This window comes from Pantoea sp. y20, from assembly GCF_054903455.1.
In genome coordinates, this window is sequence record NZ_JBUBNJ010000002.1 from 691,278 (window position 1) to 710,891 (window position 19,614).

At 52.6% G+C, this 19,614-nt stretch carries 15 protein-coding genes; 5 read left to right on the forward strand and 10 right to left on the reverse strand.

Going from position 1 to position 19,614, the window contains the following annotated elements:
- Positions 1 to 6: 6 nt before the first annotated feature.
- The gene (gene malK / locus ACYAC5_RS22970; protein ID WP_277975236.1) at positions 7 to 1,116 is read right to left on the reverse strand and encodes a maltose/maltodextrin ABC transporter ATP-binding protein MalK; all 1,110 of its coding nucleotides are present in this window, start codon (positions 1,114 to 1,116) and stop codon (positions 7 to 9) included.
- A 363-nt stretch (positions 1,117 to 1,479) separates the two neighbouring features.
- On the opposite strand from malK, the gene malE reads away from it, so the two are divergent.
- The 5 genes from malE (at position 1,480) to ACYAC5_RS22995 (ending at position 8,730) form a co-directional block, all read left to right on the forward strand.
- Complete coding sequence (gene malE, locus ACYAC5_RS22975) at positions 1,480 to 2,670, forward strand: maltose/maltodextrin ABC transporter substrate-binding protein MalE (protein ID WP_192235192.1); 1,191 nt, start codon at positions 1,480 to 1,482, stop codon at positions 2,668 to 2,670.
- A gap of 60 nt (positions 2,671 to 2,730) precedes the next feature.
- A complete protein-coding gene (gene malF / locus ACYAC5_RS22980) occupies positions 2,731 to 4,251 on the forward strand; it encodes a maltose ABC transporter permease MalF (RefSeq protein WP_277975235.1) in 1,521 nt (506 codons plus the stop codon).
- A gap of 9 nt (positions 4,252 to 4,260) precedes the next feature.
- The gene (gene malG, locus ACYAC5_RS22985; protein WP_101761284.1) at positions 4,261 to 5,151 is read left to right on the forward strand and encodes a maltose ABC transporter permease MalG; all 891 of its coding nucleotides are present in this window, start codon (positions 4,261 to 4,263) and stop codon (positions 5,149 to 5,151) included.
- Positions 5,152 to 5,786: 635 nt separating this feature from the next.
- Positions 5,787 to 7,193, forward strand: coding sequence for a hypothetical protein (locus ACYAC5_RS22990; protein ID WP_277975234.1), 1,407 nt, complete (start codon positions 5,787 to 5,789; stop codon positions 7,191 to 7,193).
- 595 nt (positions 7,194 to 7,788) lie between these two features.
- Positions 7,789 to 8,730 (forward strand): LPO_1073/Vpar_1526 family protein, encoded by a 942-nt coding sequence (locus tag ACYAC5_RS22995; protein WP_277975233.1) that lies wholly within the window; start codon positions 7,789 to 7,791, stop codon positions 8,728 to 8,730.
- Between the two features lie 358 nt (positions 8,731 to 9,088).
- Here ACYAC5_RS22995 and ACYAC5_RS23000 read toward each other — a convergent pair whose 3' ends face one another.
- The 9 genes from ACYAC5_RS23000 to ACYAC5_RS23040 all read right to left on the reverse strand — a co-directional run bounded on the left by ACYAC5_RS23000 (position 9,089) and on the right by ACYAC5_RS23040 (position 19,499).
- The gene (locus ACYAC5_RS23000) at positions 9,089 to 9,619 is read right to left on the reverse strand and encodes an O-acetyl-ADP-ribose deacetylase (protein WP_277975232.1); all 531 of its coding nucleotides are present in this window, start codon (positions 9,617 to 9,619) and stop codon (positions 9,089 to 9,091) included.
- 39 nt (positions 9,620 to 9,658) lie between these two features.
- Positions 9,659 to 10,138 carry an Hcp family type VI secretion system effector gene (locus ACYAC5_RS23005; protein WP_277975231.1) on the reverse strand — a complete coding sequence of 160 codons (480 nt, stop codon included), beginning with the start codon at positions 10,136 to 10,138 and terminating at the stop codon, positions 9,659 to 9,661.
- Positions 10,139 to 10,681: 543 nt separating this feature from the next.
- A complete protein-coding gene (locus tag ACYAC5_RS23010) occupies positions 10,682 to 11,377 on the reverse strand; it encodes a hypothetical protein (RefSeq protein WP_277975230.1) in 696 nt (231 codons plus the stop codon).
- Positions 11,378 to 11,610: 233 nt separating this feature from the next.
- A complete protein-coding gene (locus tag ACYAC5_RS23015; RefSeq protein ID WP_217547923.1) occupies positions 11,611 to 12,417 on the reverse strand; it encodes an ABC transporter permease in 807 nt (268 codons plus the stop codon).
- Positions 12,410 to 13,276 (reverse strand): ABC transporter permease, encoded by an 867-nt coding sequence (locus tag ACYAC5_RS23020; RefSeq protein WP_462063160.1) that lies wholly within the window; start codon positions 13,274 to 13,276, stop codon positions 12,410 to 12,412. The genes ACYAC5_RS23015 and ACYAC5_RS23020 overlap by 8 nt, the downstream gene beginning before the upstream one ends.
- Positions 13,276 to 14,358, reverse strand: coding sequence for an ABC transporter ATP-binding protein (locus ACYAC5_RS23025; protein WP_277975228.1), 1,083 nt, complete (start codon positions 14,356 to 14,358; stop codon positions 13,276 to 13,278). The genes ACYAC5_RS23020 and ACYAC5_RS23025 overlap by 1 nt, the downstream gene beginning before the upstream one ends.
- A complete protein-coding gene (locus tag ACYAC5_RS23030; protein ID WP_277975227.1) occupies positions 14,355 to 15,431 on the reverse strand; it encodes an ABC transporter substrate-binding protein in 1,077 nt (358 codons plus the stop codon). Before ACYAC5_RS23030 ends, ACYAC5_RS23025 begins: the two co-directional genes overlap by 4 nt.
- Complete coding sequence (locus tag ACYAC5_RS23035) at positions 15,415 to 17,445, reverse strand: hydantoinase B/oxoprolinase family protein (protein WP_277975226.1); 2,031 nt, start codon at positions 17,443 to 17,445, stop codon at positions 15,415 to 15,417. The genes ACYAC5_RS23030 and ACYAC5_RS23035 overlap by 17 nt, the downstream gene beginning before the upstream one ends.
- Positions 17,442 to 19,499 (reverse strand): hydantoinase/oxoprolinase family protein, encoded by a 2,058-nt coding sequence (locus tag ACYAC5_RS23040; protein ID WP_462063162.1) that lies wholly within the window; start codon positions 19,497 to 19,499, stop codon positions 17,442 to 17,444. Before ACYAC5_RS23040 ends, ACYAC5_RS23035 begins: the two co-directional genes overlap by 4 nt.
- Positions 19,500 to 19,614 lie beyond the last annotated feature (115 nt).

Below are 19,614 nucleotides of genomic sequence, written 5' to 3' on the forward strand. Positions count from 1 at the left end.
GCAGGGCTAAATACCGGGTTCCTGATGTAGCCGGCGACAGGCGCTACCATCTTCACGGAAAAGATGGCAACGCTCTGGCGGCAGGCCGATGCCCATCAGGGCGCCCTCTTCTACCAGCACGACGTCCTCCTGGCGATAAACCAGGCTTTGACGAATGGCGGGAATCTGGATGTGAATTTGCGTTTCGTGTCCCAGCTGCTCCACCACCGTCACCTCGCCTTCGAGGGTGACGTCAGCGATATCGCTGGAGAGCAGATGTTCGGGACGAATGCCTAACGACATGTTGCTGCCCACCTGCACACCGGCGCTGTCGACCGGCAGCCACACCAGCTGGGTATTGGGTAAACGCACCTGAACCTGATCGATGGCGGTGGCGGTTACTTTTACCGGTAAGAAATTCATGCGCGGTGAGCCGATAAAACCAGCAACAAAACGATTGGCGGGATAGTGATACAGCTCGAGCGGCTTGCCGACCTGGGCAACGTGGCCGCCATCCAGCACCACGATCTTATCGGCCAGCGTCATCGCTTCGGTCTGATCGTGGGTGACGTAAATCATGGTGCGCTTCAAACGCTTATGCAGGCGTGAGATCTCGATGCGCATTTGCACGCGCAGCGCCGCATCAAGGTTGGAGAGCGGCTCATCAAGTAAAAACACCTGCGGTTCCGCCACCAGCGTACGGCCAATCGCCACGCGCTGACGCTGACCACCCGATAACGCTTTCGGACGGCGATCCAGCAGATGCGCCAGCTGCAGCACTTCCGCCACCTGATTGACCCGCTGCTGAATCTCCGCTTTGCGCGTGCCGGCCAGCTTCAGGCCGAACGACATGTTCTCAGCCACCGAAAGGTGGGGATACAACGCGTAGGACTGAAACACCATGCCGATGCCGCGCTCGGCGGGCGGCACCTCATTCATGCGTTTGTCGCCAATAAACAGATCGCCGCTGGTGATGGTTTCCAGACCGGCAATCATGCGCAGCAGCGTCGATTTGCCGCAGCCTGAAGGTCCGACAAAAACCACGAACTCGCCTTCAGCGATCTCAAGGCTGATGTTTTTCGACACCTCGGTTTCGCCCCACACCTTGGAGACACTGCGCAACGTAACGCTCGACATGATGCTTTCCTCTCAGCTTGCTATTCCTTGTCCGCAAGTCGGCGGACAGACCCCGGCGACCACTATGGGCAAGGAGATAACCGCCGACATCCTCCACCGCACGGCGTCTGCGTGGGGGAGGAGACGGGAGGAGGAGATCTTGCAGACCTGTCTGATAAAACGCGGCAGGCAACCATTTTTGTGAGCTATGACGCAGAGCAGAGCGACGATTGTGTGCGCCAGCCCGGGATAACCGGGTGGTTTTGCAACGCAGATCACATCAGGTGATAAGCAGGCGTAGAGCCGGGGAGGATGAGAAGCGGCGGCAGATACTCACAATGTGGCAGGTAAAACGATTTCCGTTTCCGCTAACAGGATGGAGTTATGACAATGAAAACCGGTGCACGCATTCTTGCCCTTTCCGCCCTGACGGCCGTGCTGTTTTCAGCCTCTGCCGTTGCAAAGATTGAAGAGGGAAAGCTGGTCATCTGGATCAACGGCGACAAGGGCTACAACGGCCTGGCTGAAGTGGGTAAAAAGTTTGAGCAGGAAACCGGCATCAAAGTGACGGTTGAGCATCCGGACAAAATGGAAGAGAAGTATCCGCAGGTGGCCGCCACCGGCGACGGCCCGGACATCATCTTCTGGGCGCACGATCGCTTTGGCGGCTATGCGCAGTCAGGCTTGTTAGCGGAGATTTCGCCAGACGCGCGCTTCCAGGAGAAAATCTTCCCCTTCACCTGGGACGCGGTGCGCTTCAACGGCAAGCTGATCGGTTATCCGATTTCGGTTGAGTCGTTATCCCTGATCTACAACAAAGATCTGCTGCCTGAGCCGCCAAAAAGCTGGGAAGAGATTGCCGCCATTGATAAGAAAATGCGCGCGCAGGGCAAGAGCGCCATGATGTTTAACCTGCAGGAGCCGTACTTCACCTGGCCGCTGCTGGCGGCGGGCGGCGCTTATGCCTTTAAGCTCAATGATGGCCGCTACGACGTAAAAGATACCGGCGTGGATAACGCGGGGGCCAAAGCGGGCATGAGCTTCCTGGTCGATCAGGTGAAGGCCAAAACGCTGAATGCCGATACCGATTACTCCATCGCCGAAGCCGCCTTTAACAAGGGGCAAACCGCCATGACCATTAACGGGCCGTGGGCGTGGAGCAACATCGATAAGAGCAAAATCAACTACGGCGTCACGCTGCTGCCCACGCTGCATGGCAAAAACTCCAAAACCTTCGTCGGCGTGCTGAGTGCCGGCATCAATGCCGCCAGCCCGAATAAAGAGCTGGCCAAAGAGTTCCTGGAAAATTACCTGCTGACCGACGCCGGTCTTGATGCGGTCAACAAAGACAAACCGCTCGGCGCGGTGGCGCTGAAATCGTTCCAGCAGACGCTGGAAAAAGATGAGCGCATTGCCGCCACCATGACCAACGCGCGCAACGGCGATATCATGCCAAACATTCCGCAGATGGCTGCCTTCTGGTACGCGATGCGCACCGCCACGCTGAATGCGCTGAGCGGACGTCAAAGCGTCGATGCGGCGCTGAAAGATGCGCAGGCACGACTCAACAAGTAATCCTCTCTACCAGAGCCGGCGCAATCCGGCTCGTTACTGGCTGTTAAGGAAAACCGCATCATGTCAGGAAAACCGAAAACAGCACGGTTCAGCGCCGTGCTGAAGGCTCTTTTTCTCGGTATCTGCTGTCTGCTGGTCGGCTATCTGCTCGTGCTGATGTATGCAAAAGGTGAATATCTGTTTGCGCTGATGACGCTGATTATCAGTGCCGTCGGCATCTGGATTTATGCCAATCGTCGCGCTTACGCCTGGCGCTATGTCTATCCCGGACTCGCCGGCATGGCGCTGTTCGTACTGTTTCCGCTCGCCTGTACCGTGGCGATTGCCTTTACCAACTACAGCAGCACCAACCAGCTGACGCTGGAACGTGCGCAACAGGTGTTGCTGAGCCGTCAGTATCAGGATGGTTCGGCGCTGAACTTCTCGCTGATCCCGGCGGGCGATCGCTGGCAGCTGGTGCTGACCGAAGCGGCCAACGGACAAACCTTCGTTTCACCTGCGTTTGCCTTTGGCGGAGCGCAAAAGCTGAAACTCACCAGCGCCTCGCCACCACCGGGTGAACGCGCCACGCTGCGCATCGTCACCACCAACCGCCAGGCGCTAAACCAGATTCAGGCCGAACTGCCGGATGGTCGTCTGGTGGTGATGAGCTCGCTGCGGCAGTTCTCCGGCACGCGCCCGTTGTATGTACTGCAAGCCAACGGCGACCTGAAAAATCAACAAAGCGGCGCGCTGTATCAGGCCAATCGTGAAAGCGGTTTCTATCAGAACAGCAGCGGCGAAGCGCTGAGTCCGGGCTTCACGGTGAATACCGGCTGGAAGAATTTCATTCGCGTGTTTACCGATGAAGGGATTCAAAAACCGTTTCTGGCGATTTTTGGCTGGACGCTGCTGTTTTCGTTTGTGACGGTAATTCTCACCCTGGCGGTCGGCATGGTGCTGGCTTGCCTGGTGCAATGGGAAGCACTGAAAGGCAAAGCGGTATATCGCGTGATGCTGATTTTGCCCTACGCCGTGCCGGCGTTTATCTCGATATTGATCTTCAAAGGCTTGTTTAACCAGAGCTTCGGTGAAATCAACGTGATGCTGAAAGCGCTGTTTGGCTTTCAGCCCGCGTGGTTCAGCGATCCGACGCTGGCGCGCACCATGCTGGTCATCGTGAATACCTGGCTGGGTTATCCCTACATGATGATTCTCTGCATGGGGCTGCTGAAAGCGATTCCGGACGATCTCTATGAAGCCTCGGCGATGGACGGTGCCGGGCCGCTGCAGAACTTCTTCCTGATTACCCTGCCGCTGCTGTTAAAGCCGCTGATGCCGCTGATGATCGCCAGCTTTGCCTTTAACTTTAATAACTTTGTGCTGGTGCAGCTGCTAACCAACGGCGGACCGGATCGTATCGGCACTACCACGCCAGCGGGTTACACCGATTTGCTGGTCAATTACACCTGGCGCATTGCGTTTGAAGGTGGCGGCGGACAGGACTTTGGTCTGGCGGCGGCGATTGCCACGCTGATCTTCCTGCTGGTAGGCGCGCTGGCGGTGATCAATCTTAAAGCCGTGCGGATGAAATTCGATTAAGGAGACGTTATGGCTATGGTGCAACCCAAATCGCAAAAGCTGCGTCTGTTGATGACGCATCTGCTGTTGCTGACGTTTATTGCGGGAATTCTGTTTCCGCTGCTGATGGTGTTCGCTATCTCACTGCGCGCCGGTAACTTCGCCACCGGCTCGCTGATCCCGGAGCAGATTTCCTGGGAACACTGGCAGCTGGCGTTAGGTTTCAGCGTGGAGCACGCCGATGGCCGCGTGACGCCGCCGCCCTTCCCGGTGCTGCTGTGGTTGTGGAACTCGGTGAAAATCGCCGCCATCAGCGCGATTGGCATTGTGGCGCTTTCCACCACCTGCGCGTATGCCTTTGCGCGCATGCGTTTTGCCGGGCGCGCCACGCTGCTTAAAGGCATGCTGATTTTCCAGATGTTCCCAGCGGTGCTGTCGCTGGTGGCGCTCTATGCGCTGTTTGATCGCCTGGGACAATATCTGCCATTTATCGGCCTGAATACGCATGGCGGCGTGATCTTTGCCTATCTCGGCGGCATCGCCCTTCACGTCTGGACCATAAAAGGCTATTTCGAAACCATCGATGGATCGCTGGAAGAAGCCGCCGCGCTGGATGGCGCCACGCCGTGGCAGGCGTTCCGGCTGGTGCTGTTGCCGCTCTCGGTGCCGATTCTGGCGGTGGTGTTTATTCTGGCATTTATCGCTGCGGTTACTGAAGTGCCGGTCGCCTCACTGCTGCTGCGTGATGTGAACAGCTACACGCTGGCAGTCGGCATGCAGCAATATTTGAACCCGCAAAACTATCTGTGGGGCGACTTTGCCGCGGCGGCGGTGCTCTCTGCAATTCCAATTACGCTGGTGTTCCTGCTGGCCCAACGCTGGCTGGTCAGCGGCCTGACGGCTGGTGGCGTGAAAGGCTAACCCGTTTATTATCCTCCTTCCTCAATGTTCACTGCAGTTGAGGGTTTTGGCGGCCTTAGGGCCGCTTTTTTTTACGGGGTGTGAGAGTTATTGGTCGTCGCGCAGGAGTGCTACATAGCGTTCGTAAAAGTGGCTTCGCACCCGCGTTGTTCTCGTGTCGCTGATGGTATTAAAGAGATCTTTAATAAGAAGGATACTTAGTAAAAGGTTTTTTAATAGTGTTGGAATCAATGGGAATCTAGCTTTAAGGGGATGAAGAAATGAACGATGGTCAGCGTGGTATAACTTTGCTTTAACTCCTATGAAGCTTCTATAATTCCATTCGCGGAGGAATGTGAAGGCTAAAACATTTTCAGTGTCCAAATTGAAATTTGTATAACTGGAAATTTTCAACATGATTATTATGTTAATAAACACCAAAAATTATTATCCTCGGCTTTCTTAGATTAAAGATTTTGTTGTTTATGACGATAACTAAATCATAATGCTGTGTGGGTTGCTTGCTAGTTTAGGTAAAGTTGGTCTCGAGACAATTACCTCTCTAACAATGATAATAGTCTTGAAGGTCCTCCTCCAACAAATTAACAATTAACATATTGATAAATAAGGTTATAACAAGCAGGGAGCAAATTGTTATGAGCGTTACCATATTTCGAAGAATAGGCGGAAGAGTTGTGCCTCTCATTGTTGACGAGGCTAAGGAATCTGAACACTGGGCCTCTCAGCAGCAAAAAACCCCAAGACATTCAGTTAACAAAGACCGATTCGATACTATCAGATCTTTTACCATACCTAATGCTATCTGCCAAAAATGCGGGAAAGATGTCTTTTATTATGAAAATTCCAATGGTTCTCGCGTTTTGTTTGACTCACTTGGTCCACCTTGGCCAATTCATCCATGTTACACCGGCGACCTTACTTTTCACGATAAGAACACTGTGTCAATTACAGCAGAATGGAAACCAGTAATAATTGATAGATGCGTTAAAACAAGTAGTGGCGGAATTCGAATACAAGGATACTTAGATGGGATTAAAATCAGATTTTCTTTTGAAGAATCCATCTTCGCAAAAATGAATTTAACACTTGAAGATTGTTATAAACTAATAATTTTCGCAGATGAAAACAAAAGAAGAATACAACTCACAACAGGAAAAAAGATATGGCATAGTTATTATGAAATTACTACCGCTACGGATAATTCAGTTTCAAAACCAACTAGTAGTTATGTACGTATTATAGTAAAATCAAGTGACGATATAGATGCAGAAGTTATTGAAAACGACATCCCGGTCATACAGTATTCGCTAGAGCCTGCTAGTTATCGTAAATATTTCCTTGATGAAAGTAGTTTAAGTGTTAAAAGTTACCTTTCCGATTCAGGGGAGAGGATTGATAGTGCGCGATCAAATTCATTCGGTATGTTTATACTCCTAAATAAGATCTCAAAAAGCATTCAGCTCCTAAGAAATTATCAGGGTGATAGTGTTACTAACAACTTTCAAACCAAACTGGAGGTTGATGAGTTCTTAATATCCATATCGCAATTAACAATAATAAAAGAGGGGGATGAAGTAAGCTCAATTCTGATTTCTGGTCTTATTAAAAATACAATCAGCATTCACTATATGATTGCTGACAGCCAAAACATTCAACAACTTTTATATTTAAATGATACAAAACCAGGCATCCTTTTCAAGAAAAATCATACTATTATAAAAAACGGAGAAAGAATATTCCTCGTGATATCTGAACAGGAAAGTGCCGCAACTTCATCCTTTCTTGTTTTGTTTGTCGATAAGATAAAGGCGATGGAGATGATCAAATCAACGCCGGAATACCTTTCGTCAATACATAATAAGTCTAGATGGAACAAGAAAAAATCGACACCTAAAAAGGCAAAAGAAAAAAACATAGATTGTATCATCAAGACAAAAAAGAAGAAAAAAATCTCCATTGAGGAAAAAATAGACAAGGCTATGAGGAGTATTGATACACCTATGGCGGACGTTTTCCGTAATGCTATAAAAAAACATAAGTGAAAACGTTATAATTTATTGTGAGGAGTGTTCATAGGCTCAAGCATCAATTCTAGGGATAGTAGATTACGAGATCGCTTGACGAGCTAGCGTTCAGAAATGCCCAAAGGGCCGTTTGAGTTTGAGAATTCGCCGTTATTTTCGGTCTTAACTACTAAACTACCCCTAGGTAAGATGGGTGGTCAGTCAAAGCTATGATAAGCACTTATTGTGCTTAATGTTGGTTTCCACATCACTGGATGTTAAAGTCATAACTGATATAGATTTTTTTTACAAGCTTTGAGAAAGTGTTACAGAGAGCGTATTATTGGCTTTTCACAAACCAAAACTATTAAGAGCACACTATGATTCACTTTTTTAGATTGTTAATACTCTTAGTTAGTATTATATCTTTAATTTTCTCTATCTATATGTATCTTCAGACGCCTACCAATTTATACTACATAATTGGTGGCGTATCCGCAGTCCTTGTGGCATTTACTTCATACATGGAGATAAAAGCAAAAAAGAACCCTATGGGAATATCGGGTGGGAAAAATAGCACTAACATAATAATTAACGGTAATCAAAACGAAACAAAAGTAAAGAGAGACAATTAATGTTTAATAACGGGATATCCTCTGGCGACAACTCCAACACAGTGAATACGAAAGGTGATGGGAATATCACCAACATAACAAATACTAACATCGATACAAAAACAGTAGAGGTAATTGTTAAGGGGATTTTATATGACAGTCTTCCTAAATTCCAAGAACAAGCTAAACATCAGGTTAAAGAATCAATAAAAATTTATATCGACGACTTGATAAAAGAGTTAGAAATACAAAAAACGAGCAATGAATTAATTAACACAAAACTACCCAATCCAGACATTCAATATTCAATTTTTGAATCTGCAAAAGCTTATGCAAAATCACCAGAAAGGGCAGAAAAAGACACATTAATCAACTTGGTCGTAAATAAGATAAATACCGATTCAGATGACTTTGATGAGCTCTCTGAATTAGATATGGCAATTGAAGCGGCATCAAAAATGAACTGCAGGCAGATCAAAGCGCTGGCTTTGGTTCGTTTCTCTTTAAACATAGTAAAATTCGGTCTGAGCCCGACGAGGGGATATTTGCCACTCGACCCTGCAAGACAAGAAGATTACCATGAAAATGATGATTACTATTTTTTTCATGGTGAGATCGTGCGCAGTAAAGACGAAATAAATAAATTATACATAGATAAATATAACAGGGAAATTATTGAAATCTTTCCCGACGGAGATATAAAGAATACTAATTTCCACATACCATTATCTCTGGGATGTATAAGGAAGTCTCCATTTGAGAAAATCACAATTGAACAAATAATAATGAAAAGGACCGGTTTAAACATCAACAAAGAAAAGGATGCTTTAATCATACATCCTTTTATAGATAGGATGAATGCCATAGGTGGAGTTGAAGAGTTTAGCTCTATTATACTTACTGAGGTCGGAGATAAAGTAGCTAACGCATACATTTCAACAAAAATGCGATTAATTAACTAGGGGGTTTATTGTGCAAATTACTTGTATCCTCTAGGGTTGTTTCATACGCGATCCTTGGCAGAACTGATGTTCTGCAAATGCTTGTTGTATCGACCTGCCCTTGCTTATGGAAGATAAAGAAGTAAGTGCAGGTTAACTAATCCCATTATTTCCAAACTATAGCGGCGATAGTAAATCAGTCTAGCTTGTCTAACCTATCCGAAAATATGCTGTTATTTGCGTGCGGATGTTTATCGTGCGACTCAGTCAATATTTTAAAACATTATTAGTAAATGCCGCTTGATTTATGCTGATCTGACTTTAGAATACGGTTAAAATAGACTCCATTAGCATCATTATTCTCCTTTTCTGAGTGGAACTATTCAGAGCTATATTGAGGCAATATTTTTAAATACAAGTCGTAATTTCCCTCATCAAAACAGACCAAATTAACTTGCTCGATATTGGAGTTCTCACGCAAACACTGATTAATCACACCTAATGCGATCTCAGCCGCCAACTGTTTAGGAAACCTATATATGCCAGTACTGATATTGGGAAACGAAACGGTTTGAATGCCGTATTCTTTTACCAGTTTAAAACAGCTCAGATAGGCATTTTTCAACAGCGTTTCTTCGTCATGTTGCCCGTCATGCCAGTGTGGGCCAACGGTGTGAATGACATATTTAGCTGGCAAATCACCCGCCGTGGTGATCACTGCATCTCCGACTTTACAGCCACCTTGTCGATTCCTGATTTGCTGACACTCAGCCAAAATCGCCGGCCCGCCCGCACGATGGATGGCGCCATCAACTCCGCCGCCGCCCAGCAAGGAAGTGTTGGCGGCGTTCACAATGGCTTCCACTGGTACTTTGGTTATATCGTCTTTGAGCAATACTAGTTTGTTCATGTATTTCTAACCCTCAGCGTCAGCAATCTTAGCCAAAAGCTAAGCAATCATCCTCTCATTCCATCCATCCTTAAACACAATATTTCCGTCCACGTATTTCCATGTGATCGTTTCATATCGTAGCTCAATATTTTCCAGATGCGTGCTGGTCTGGCCGTTTGGCAGCAGAGCCGGTGAAATGCTGGAGATTTTGACGTTATCCAGTTGGATATTAAAATACTCAACCTCAATACCCGCTTCGTTAATTCGGTACATCTTGATGGTCGCAGATTTCAGCGTTCTGGCCTGACACAATGCACGAAACAGTAGCGGTGTTGTTCTATCAAACTCCTTTTGAACGGATATCGGTGCATGAATCCTTGTGGCCGTAAGCCTTCCCGTGTGCGGATCCACCGGGATGGTAATATTATGCATGACCGAATTGAGCTCTATTGAACCGAGTCTGGTCGGCATCATGCACGAACCCACAATTGGCGAACCGCTTTCATCTTCTAACCAGAGATGTGCTGGAGTTGACATATTTAATCCTTTAAAGTTTTCGACATTTATAAACAACAAAAATATACGCGCACAGGTAAACTATCCATACACTCATCATCCCACTCTCGGGATAGAAATAAAATTTCAACATACCAAACACGAGCGCACATAAAACGGGAACGTATATGCGTAATAGAAATTGCAATTGCGTTACCAACCACCGATTTAAAAACCCTCTCATAGTTTTACTCCAACCTACTCGTATACAAGTCTGACGAGCATTTACACCTAATTATATTGAACATATGCTATTTCTCTAAGAGTCTTAAATTCACAATCAAGAACATATGTTTAGCCTGAAAAATAGGCACCTAAACAAACATACTTCAAACTTAATTCAACGACATTTGTAGATAACAAATGACAGAGAGCACAGATAAAATATCCCTACACCTAACATACTGCTATCTGGGAAAAAGTAGATTTGTAGCAACGCAAAAAGTATTGTTAATACTATCGGCACGTATGTGCAGATCAGGAACTTTGATTCTGATATTAACCATTGCTTTAAAAATTTTTTCATCATTTCCCCACTAACTTCATCAATACTTCAGCGACTTCGTAATCTGAAAGCCATTGATTTTTTAGCGCACCAGCCCGCATGAATGAAGGTTCAATAAGGAAATACATCATTTCGAGTTCTCGCATATACAATGCGTGGTAAAAAGGAGGGTGCATTATTTGCAAGCGCTTTGCGCTGTCTGCTGCGTTTTGAACTATGGCATAAATCCCCAATACTGACGCTGCCGCGCCAACTGCAGTACCAACATTACGGCCAACAGGAAGCGTTATATTCATCCCCATAACGACAGCCATAGCCGCTCCAGCACCAAATGCGCGAGTAGTGAGTGTGCTGGCTGCGATGTGAATATTGGCTCGCATCAGATGCATTTTAATTGCTTCGAGTTGGCGGTAAGACCTGCCTTCAAGCTGATAGTCTATGTAAGTTTGCAACAGTGAAAAAACAATATCTCTGTCTTTTATTAACCGTACGACTGCTTTTCTAAAACGATTATCTTCCAGCATCTGATTTTTACAGACGTCCATGTATTCATCAGTAAAGCACGATGCATAAAATGAAAGCCGGGTCGCCCCTTTATTGATCTTACTGACCTGATCGGAAACTGCGTCAATAACGCCGGAAACGGCGTTGTCGAGCTTTTCTGCCAGAATCCTTTGCGCCTGAAGCTGCCGTACGACCGCATCACTGTGGTACATATATATCCCTATAGTTAATCCTGTTAACCATGCAAACCATAGGGGAATAATAAAATTCAGTGAAGCGAAAATTTAGCCAGTTGTGATCCGTATTCATAAAAAAACCGCACTTACCAGTGCGGTTTACTCGTTTAACTAAAGAATTTTCTGAGAAAGACTCGTAAACGCAATATCCATTATTATCACGCAACGATCCCATTATTTCCCCATCACGGCGGCGATAACCGAACAATCTAACTCAACTTCACCAGCCCAATCGTTTTCTCAATCACCATTAAAATCAGCACCGCGAAGATAATAAAGATCACCGAAATCGCATTCACCGTAGGATCGAAAGTCTGATCGACGTAATTAAATACCCGAACCGGCACGGTGATGGTGTCTGGCGCGCTGAGAAACAGGCTCACGGAGACTTCACCAAACGAGGTCACCGCCGCAAATACCGCACCGGCCAGAATGCCGGGCTTAATGAGCGGCAGCGTGACGTGGCGAAACGTATACCAGCGCCCCGCGCCCAAACTCATCGATACCGCTTCGAGCCGCTTATCCATTGCCGCCAGGCTCACGCTAACGGTGCGCACCACATACGGTAGCGCCACCACCACATGGCCAATCACCAGCCCGCTGATCATCCCGGCGATACCCGCCGCCGTCAGCACATAGAGCAACGCAATACCCAGCACCACTTGCGGAATCATCAGCGGCGACAGAATAAACGCCTGCAAGGCTTCGCGATAGCGGAACTCCAGCCGCGCCAGCGACCAGGCGGCAAACGTACCCAGCACCACGGTGATTGGCGTGACGATCACCAGCAGCAAGGCGCTGATCCACAGCGACGCGATCCAACCGTCATCCTGTAAAAGCGCGCTAAACCAGCGCAGCGAGAATCCCTGCGGCGGAAACTGCGGATACGGTTCCGGGCTAAACGCCGAGAGCACAATTACCAGCACCGGCAGCGCTAAAAAGGCGTAAATCACGATGCCCGCCAGCGTCACGCCGAACTGCGTCAGGCGCTGTGCCAGGCTTTGCGTGTTATCCATGATTTTTCTTCTCCCAGCGTTTCAGGAACGCGCCCGCAATCCCGGCGACAATCAAGGTCATCACCAGCAACGTCAATGACAGCGCCGCCGCCAGCGGCAGGTTAGCGATCTGCATCGCCTGCTGATAAATGGCGATCGGCAGCAGCGGCTGTAAGCGCCCACCAATCAGCAACGGCGTGATGTAGCTGCCCGCCGCGAGGGAAAAGACGATGATGAAACCGGTTAGCATGCCGGGCAGCGTCAAAGGCAGCACCACGCGGCGGAAGGTCATCGCGGGCGTAGCACCCAGACTCATCGCCGCCAATCGCAGCGAGGGCGCGATTTCATTCAGCGAGGTAATCAGCGGCAGTACGGCAAACGGCAGCATCACCTGCACATAAGCGATGATCACCGCATTCATGTTCCACAATAGACTCAGCGGCTGCGGAATCAGGCCGGTGAACAGCAGAAAGCCATTGATCAAACCATTCTGCGCCAGCAGCACAATCCACGCGAAGGTGCGGATCACCACGCTGGTGAGCAGCGGAGAAATCAGGATCACATACAGCAGCGTGCGCCAGCCGCGCCGCTGCGTCGTCACCAGCAGCCACGCCGCCGGCCACGCCAGCAGCACGGTAATCGCGGCGGAGAGCAACGACACCCACAGCGTGGTCCAGAGCGCGTGCAGATATTGCGGATCGGCAAACACCGTCACATATTGCGCCAGGCTGTAACCGGGCAGCGGATTGAGCAGGCTATAAACGTTGGTCAGGCTTTGGTCGAACAGCAGCAGCAGCGGCACCAGCAAAAACAGCAGCAGAAAAAGTAGCGATGGCGTCAGCAGCAGCCAGGGAAACAGATTACGCGTGGCGATCTTCATCAGGCGCGCTCCTGCGCGGGCAGCACGATGACATCCGCCGCTTGCCAGTGCAGATAGCAGCGATCGTCCGGCGCGGGCAGCTGTGAAAAGTGCGCTTCTGCGGGCTGCACGCGGATCTCGCCGCCGCCCGGCAACTGGCACACCAGCCGCAAGGTCGCACCGGCAAAACTCACTTCTTTCACACTGGCGGCGCTGCCGTTGCTGGTAAATTGCTGCGGCTCGCTGGAGAACTGCACGCGCTCAGGGCGCACAATCAGCAACGATGAGGCACTTGCCGGTTGCGCGGCGCTGAGTTGCAGCGCTGATCCGGCGACAACAAAGTGATCGCGCGCCTGGTAAAGTCCGTTGTGCGCAGAGGCATGGAACAGATTGGCCTGTCCGACAAACTCAGCGACAAAGCGATTCGCCGGTTGGCGATAGAGCGCGGCGGGCGCGCCAATCTGCTGCAGCTCGCCCTGGCCGAGAATGCCAATGCGATCCGACAGCGTCAGCGCCTCTTCCTGATCGTGCGTCACCAGCACCGTGGTGATGCCGACGCGCTGCTGCAACGCGCGCAGTTCGTCCTGCATCTCCTTGCGCAGGCGCGCATCGAGGTTCGACAGCGGTTCATCCAATAGCAGCACCTGCGGTTCAATCGCCAGCGCGCGCGCAATCGCTACGCGCTGCTGCTGTCCGCCGGAAAGCTGATGCGGCATGCGCTGCGCCAGCCCTTCCAGTCGCACCTGCTTTAGCGCTTCGGTGACACGACGCTGCTGTTCGCTGCGCGATACTTTGCGCACCTTCAGCCCGAACGCGACGTTATCGCCCACGCTCAGATGCGGAAACAGCGCGTAGTTCTGGAACACCATGCCGATGTGGCGCTGATACGGCGGCAGCGCGGTGACATCCTTGCCACCAATCAACACGCGCCCGTTATTCGGCGACAAAAATCCGGCGATGATATTCAGCAGCGTGGTTTTGCCGCAGCCGCTCGGCCCGAGCAGGGAGAAAAACTCGCCCTGCTCGATGGTGATGCTGACGTCATTCAGCGCGCGATGGTTATCAAACTGCCGCGCTACGCCGTCAATGACGACTGAACTCATTTGGCACCACCCAGCGCCTGGCTCCAGCGACGCGTCCAGTCCGCCAACTGCGGCGTGGCGGTGCTGTAATCAATCCAAATCAGTTTGCTGTAGGCCTCTTCGCCCACTTTCACCTGCTTCTTCAGGTTGTCACTGTACTGCACGTCTTTGTTGGTCATGCCATACAGTGATTTATCCGAGAAGGCTTTCTGCACGTCAGGCGCAGACATGGCGTTAACCACTTTATAGGCGTTGGCGAGGTTCGGCGCGCCCTTTGGAATCACCCAGTTCGCGGCACCGACAACCGGGCCATCGGATGGATAGACGAAATCGACTTTCATGCCTTGCTGCTTGAGCGCAAACACGCGGCCATCCCAGTACGGCACCACCCACGCATCGCCACGCTCCAGCAGGGTTTGAATCGCGCCCGGACTATCCGGGAACGCCACCGCGTTGCCGCGCAGTTCCGCCAGTTTGGTGAAGACTTTATCCACGGCGGCAGGCTGATTGAGTTCGCCGCCCAACGCGTGTACTAAGCCCGCGAAGAACTGCAAACCGGCGGCGTAGGTCGGCGATGAAATCGCTACGTGGCCTTTGTATTCCGGATTCCACAAGTCGAGCCAGCTTTTCGGCGGGGTTTTCACCAGATCGCTGCGATAAGCGAGGCCAAGCTGGCCGAGGCTGAAGGCGGCAGCGTAGGTTTGATTGTCATAAACAAAGCGCGACTGCACGCTCTTATACAGATTATTCAGGTTGGGAATATCTTTGGCATCCAGCGGCTGCAGCAAGCCCGCCGCCTGCGCGCGCTGCACGGTATCGGGCTGGAACACCACCACGTCATACGGCGAACGACGGCCTTTGGCGGCACGCAACTTGGCAAACCATTCGGCATCCGCGCCCGGCACTACGGTCAGCTTCAGGTGATTATCTTTGGCAAACTGCTCCAGACCGGACGCGCGGATATTTTTCTCCCAGTCACCGCCGTAAACGCCAACGATCACCGAGTCTGTGGTTTCAGCCGCGCTCGCCGCACCGCTGATCAACATGCCCACCAGCGCGGTGAGCAGGATTTTTTTGTTATTTAACTGGCGCATGGCCATCTCCTGGTATTGAGGTAATTGACGCTGAAAGTTCACTCTCCAGCGCGCGCAGCGCAGCGACAAACGCCTGGCGCGCCGTCGCGATATCTGGAGAAGTTGAACGGGGAAAATCTGCCGGTAACTGCGCTAACGCGGCGGCAAACACCGCAGAGCGATGGCGCTGACGTTCGGCCGGACTGAGTGGATAAAGCAGCTGATTGAGCCGCGTCAGCACATCGCCCTCAAACAGCGTTTGCCAGTTCTCGCGCGCCGCGCCGAAGGAAGATGACGCCGCACGCGGTTGGCTGCGCAAGGCGGCGGTGGCCGCGGCATCAATGCCGTGATCGGTAAACACCACGCCATAGTGCTGCGCCGCGTCGGCGTGGCTCAGCAAATGGTTATCGACATCGTTTTGCACCGCCAGCGCATCGCGCTTGAAGGGATCGCCCCAACCGCCGCCGCCGGGCGTTTGCAGCAGCACTTCGTCACCGGCGTTGACGCTCAGCAGATCGATCTTGCCGAGCGGTTGACCGCCCGCGACATCAGGATTAAGCGTCAGCCTGGTCGATTCCCCCGGCTGGCCGCCCTGCACGCCCCACGGCTGGAACAGCATGCGCTCCATGCCGCGCGCCAGCAGCGTGCTGTCATTTTGCAGAATGCGCACGCGAATCTGCTGGCCCATGCCGCCACGCCATTGTCCTGCGCCGGCAGAACCGGGGCGCAGCGCGTACTGGCGGATTTCGATATGGGTTTCCGCTTCCACCATCTCCACCGGATTGTTCGCCAGATTCGAGATGCTGTTGTCGCGGCCGTCGATGCCATCGCGCCCGCAGCGCGCCCCGCCACCACCGACCATCGGTTCGATCACCTGCACATTCTGCTCGCGGCCATTGCGCGCCACTTCGGCGATCACCAGCGGAATGATGGTGCCACCGCTGGCGGCGGGCATTACGTCCGGCAACGGCTGTCCCAGCAAACCGTTCAGCAGATCATTCACGCGTACCGCCGCCGCATGGCGTACGCCAACTGCCGCCGGATAGTGCGGATTGACCAGCGATCCGGCGGGCGCAAACAGCGTCACCGGCGCGAGTAAACCGGCATTCAGCGGCACGCCTTTGTCCAGCGTGCACACCAGCGCCAAAATGCGCAGCGTCAGCCACGCATGTGGATCGCCGTGGCTGGGAATGTTGATCGCCGCCGCCACCTGCGCATCGCTGCCGGTGAAATCGAGATGCACGTTGCCATCGTTAAAGGTGGCGGTGATGGCGAGCCGCACCGGCAAGCCGCTGCCTGCGGCGTCATCGAGGTAATCTTCAAACTGATAAACGCCGTCGGGAATGCGGCGCAGCACCTGGCGCGCGCGAATGGCCGAATATGCCTGCAAATCCTGCTGCGCCTGCACCACTTCCGTAACGCCATGCTGCGCCACGATGCGATTCAGGCGATCGCGACCGGCATTGAGCGCGGCCAGCATCGCCTGAATGTCGCCAGCAATCGCATCCGGCGTGCGGCTGTTGGCGGTGAGAATGTTCATCACATCACGATTGAGTTCACCCGCACGCACCAGCTTGACCGGCGGAATTTGCAGCCCTTCCTGATAAATATCGCTGTTGGTCGGCGAGATGCTGCTCGGCACGCGCCCGCCAACGTCGGAGGCGTGTAAAAAAGCCCAGCCCCACGCCACCAGTTCGCCATCGACGAACCACGGCGCCAGCACCTGCAAATCTGGCAGATGCGTCGCCAGCCCGCGCGAGCGCCAGGGATCGTTAGTCAGAATCACATCGCCGGGCGCGACCTCGCCGACCGCCTGAATCGCGGTTAGCGCGTTCAGCCCGACAAAACCGGAAACGCCAATACCTTTCGGATAGGCAAAGAAGCGGCCTTGTAGATCAGCCACCGCGCAGCAAAAATCGGCGGTTTCCTTGACGTACAGCGTGCGTCCGGTGCGCTGCAGGATGTGGCACATCTCTTCGGTGAGCGCGGTGAGTTTTTGGTTGAGGATTTCGAGGGTGATGGCATCCAGTTTCATGCTGCGTCTCCCGTTACACGCGCAATCAACAGATTGCCGCTGCTATCGGTGCACGCCGACCAGCCAGGCAAGATCAGCGTGGTGGTATCGTCTTGTTCGATCACCGCCGGGCCGTGAATGTGGCTCTGCTTACCGATGTTCACACGTTGCCAGATGCGCGCATTCACCCAGCCGCCGCGCAGATAAAGTGGGCGCGAAACTGGCTCATCAATCTCAACGTCTGCGTTAAAAGGTTTGTCGGTTGGGCGCGGCAACGCGGCATTCAGTGACAGGCGCAGCGTGGTGAGTTCAATGGCCGCGTCAGGCGTGTTAAAGCCATAACGCTGCTGATGCAGCTGCTGAAAATGTTCCAGCAGTTGTTGATGCGTGATGCTTGCCGGGCTGCCGAGAGTGACGCTGAGTTCGTAGGCCTGCCCGGCATAGCGCATATCCGCTTCCACCCGATAATCGGCGCGTTCGCTGAGGCGGCTGGCCTGTTCGGCAAACCACTTTTGCGCCAGCTGATGCAGCTCCGCAACGGTGGCGGCGATTTTGCCGTAGCTCTCCGCTGTAACGTTGATGCGCAGGCTGCGCACAAAGTCGCGGCGGATATCGGCGCTGATTGCGCCCTCGGCGCAGAACGTGCCGGGACGCAGCGGCACCAGAATGCGATTGATGCCCGCCTCTTCGGCGAAGAAGTTGGCGTGGGTCGGGCCCGCGCCGCCAAAGGGAATCAGCGTCAAGCCATCGGCGGTCAATCCGCGCTGCGCCAGCGCTTTGTTCAGTTCGGTCGCCATCTGCGCGGTGGCTACTGCGATAGCGCCGCTTGCCACCTGTTCGGCCGCCAAACCTAACGTTTCACCCAATTTGCTGAGTGCGCGATGCGCGGCGGCATGATCCAGCGTGATGGTACCCGCCAGCGCCGCGTCGGCGGATAAGATGCCGCTCACCAGATAGCAGTCGGTGAGCGTGGGTTGCGTGCCGCCGCGCTGATAGGCAACCGGACCCGGATCCGCGCCCGCACTTTCTGGGCCAACCTTGAGAATGCCGAAATCATCGACATGCACGATGGAGCCGCCGCCGGCACCAATCGCCGATACGCCCACCACCGGCAAAATCAGCGGCAGGCCGCCAATCTCGGTGCGGTTGACGCGTTCGATTTCGCCCTGCTCCGACAGCGAGATATCGCTGCTGGTGCCGCCCATATCAAATGAGACAAAGCCCGTTCCGGACGCCAGATGCGCGGCAGCAATCACGCCGGATGCCGGTCCGGAGAGCAGCGTGTCCACCGGGCGCTGATGTGCGGCGTCCAGCGGCAGCACGCCGCCGTTGGACGCGGTGATCAATAAGGGAACGTCAATCGCCTGCTGCGCCAGTAAATCGCCTAGCCGGTTAAAGTAGCGCTGCATCAGCGGCTGAATATAGGCGTTCAGCCCGGCCACCAGCGTGCGTTCATACTCACGAATCTCCGGCCACAGTTGCGCCGAAGAGAGCACCGGCACCGCGCCTAACTTTGCAGCCAGCGCGCTTGCCAGTTCCGCTTCACGCGTGGGATTGGCATAACCGTTGATGGTCACCAGCGCCACCGCGCTCACCTTGAGTTGCAGAACCTCGGATGCCACCGTTGCCAGTTCGGCCTCAGTTGGCCACTGCGTCACTTCACCGGCGGGACTAAAACGCGCCGGGATCTCCAGCACGCGCTGACGCGGTAAAAAAGGCGGCTCGCGGTCGGCATGAAAATCAAAGGAGGACGGCATGCGCGCACGCGCGATCTCCAGCACATCGCGGAAACCGGCGCTGATCACCAGCGCGATGTCCGCGCCGCGCCGCTGGATAATGGCGTTGAGGCCCAGCGTGGTGCCGTGCAACACCAGCGACAGCGCGCTGGCGGGCAAACCGCTTTTCAGCAGCACGGCGCGCAGCCCGTCACTCACCGCCAGAGCGGGATCGGCGGGCGTGCTGGGCTGTTTATGGAAAAAGCGTTGCTGGCGTTGCGGATCAAATAAAACAAAATCGGTAAAGGTTCCTCCGACATCCACGCCGACTGTCGCTCCGGCTGCGGGGCTGTTATCCACCTTAATTCTCCTGCATTACTGGTGACTTAGCGTCGTAGGGCGTTAATCTCCGTTGCTTTGCCATGCAATACGAGCAACAAAAATAGCTAAGCTTTGCAGGAATGCGCATGAAGTG